Below are 1,941 nucleotides of genomic sequence, written 5' to 3' on the forward strand. Positions count from 1 at the left end.
GTCAGAAACCAGACYGGAACGGCTGAGGAAGCAGCCGCATCGTTGCAGAATGTTTTCGCCAAAATGGAGGCGGATGAGACCGCCAAGAAGTTTGACAAGTTCGGTATCGACCTGCGGAAGGAAATGACGAAGGCTCGCAAGGAGGGAAAAGACCTCCTCTCGGTGTTCGTCGATCTATCGGACAAAGCGTTGAAGGGTGACCTTTCGAAAGTCCCTCAACTGTTTACCGACATGGAGTTCGCTCGAGGTATGCGAGCGCTCTTGTCGCAGAAGGGCGCTGTCGACCAACTCGCGGCGGCATTGAACAGGGCCGACGGCTCGACCATGAAGGCTTTGGGGCGCGTTCTCGAGGATAACCAAAGTAAGCTGGTTCGTCTTTCCAATGCGTGGGGGGATTTCGTCACGCAGACAGGTGACGTGGCGGTCAACCTCGGTGCAGCGCGTACGTTGGAGGAAATTGGCAAATCCGTTAAATTTCTGAATGACGAGATTGAACGCGCCAGGAGCGGAGAGCGGACGCACTGGGGCCAGAAAGTTGACGTATTCACCAATGGAATCTTGACGGGACAAGATGTCGACCAGCCCCTGAGCGAAATACTGGCCGCTCGCAAGAATCTAAAAGATCGTGAGCGCATCGAGGAGACGCAGAAATTGGCGAGAGAAGAGGCGGACAGCGCTCGCTCGCGCCTCAGTAAGTACGACGCTCTTGACAGTCTTCCGACGGGATCTCCCCGTCGAGAGTTCGGCGCCAGCGCGCGGGCGACCGAGAGGCTTCGACTCGAGGCTATTGTGAGACGCAGCGAAGGCTTGGATCGTGCGGTTGCAGATCACGATGAGACCAACATGCAGATCACTGAGGTCGTCGGTGCACGCCGGCGCGCACAGGGATTGGGCATCAACAAGCCCGGCGCAGCGCGGGGAATCGCGGGAAGCAGCCGTTTTGGCTTTGGGCCAGGTGGGTCAGATGGACACTCGACTCCTTGGGACAGCGGCGCGCTTCCTGGTGTCGCTCCGCTCCCACCCGCGCGGCCGGGGTCGACTTCGACACTCAGCGATATTCGATCCATCTTCGAATCCGGCAAGTTAGAGGCAATCGTCGAAAAGCCCGTGGACGTTACCGGCAAGGTGGAAGCAGACGTCACAGGCGCCGCCACGGTCAACGTGCGGGTTCAAGTCGAGGGTGACGGGAGGGTGACCGGCATGTCGGCGCAGTCGACTGGTCACATCAAAGCAAACGTCGGCACCTCGATGCCCCAGATCAAGTCAGGGCCGCRTTAGGAAAGAGAAAAATGTCTAGCTGTAATAAGCCTTCGAGGGTGGACCGCCCAGCTCCGCAAGTTCTGCCGAATGGAGCAGCTCTTTTGCAAGGTTACGCGCTTCCCGAATGGTCAGACCGATTTGAAGGTCCGGGCCGTCTCCGAGATCTCCAGCGGAAGTCTCAATCCGAAGAGCAATACCGACGTTTGGTATCACAGCTCGGCGAATCTTCTTCATCCTGAAGACTTCAAATTCGCCCGTTTTCTCGTCCCAGCGCATGCATGCCCCCTTTTGACAGTGCGGCATGATGTGCATTCTGCAAGAGTATTGCAATGCGTGATTGGATCAAGACGCTCCGGGCTGCAAGCTTTCGTGGCGTGAAGTTCCATGTCCAGCAGGAAAGCCTCGTGGCTGGACGCAACATCGCGGTTCACGAGTATGTTCGGAGCGAGGAAACCCGCACCGAGGACATGGGGCGTAAGGCGACCCGCTATCGCGTCACCGCGTACATCGCCAACGATCAGGCCGATGCACACGGCCGAGCTCTGGTAGCGGCGTTGACGGCACCCGGTATCGGCATTCTGGTCCTGCCGATGCTGGGGCCCGTGTCGGTCATGATCTCTGGCGACGTCAGCACGAACCATGAGAAAGAACGTCTCGGCTATTACGGCATCGAGTTTGAAG

Annotated in this window: 3 protein-coding genes; 2 read left to right on the forward strand and 1 reads right to left on the reverse strand. The window is 58.1% G+C overall.

Annotation, left to right across the window (positions count from 1 at the left end):
* On the forward strand, positions 1-1,278 hold a 1,278-nt coding region (locus AC1DT3_RS19395; RefSeq protein ID WP_477466848.1), incomplete at its 5' end, for a hypothetical protein.
* Positions 1,279-1,293: 15 nt separating this feature from the next.
* On the opposite strand, the gene AC1DT3_RS19400 is transcribed toward AC1DT3_RS19395, so the two are convergent.
* Positions 1,294-1,536, reverse strand: a complete 243-nt coding sequence (locus tag AC1DT3_RS19400) for a hypothetical protein (RefSeq protein WP_477466849.1) — start codon at positions 1,534-1,536, stop codon at positions 1,294-1,296.
* 53 nt (positions 1,537-1,589) lie between these two features.
* Between AC1DT3_RS19400 and AC1DT3_RS19405 the strand changes: the two genes are divergently transcribed.
* Positions 1,590-1,941: DNA circularization N-terminal domain-containing protein (locus AC1DT3_RS19405; RefSeq protein ID WP_477466850.1), on the forward strand; the 352-nt coding region annotated here is incomplete at its 3' end.

The sequence above is a fragment of the Microvirga sp. P4_G7 genome, from assembly GCF_056401005.1.

Excerpts from the sequence above, each read along its gene's own strand:
- AC1DT3_RS19400 (WP_477466849.1), bottom strand. The coding sequence starts at position 1,536 with ATGCGCTGGGACGAGAAAACGGGCGAATTTGAAGTCTTCAGGATGAAG.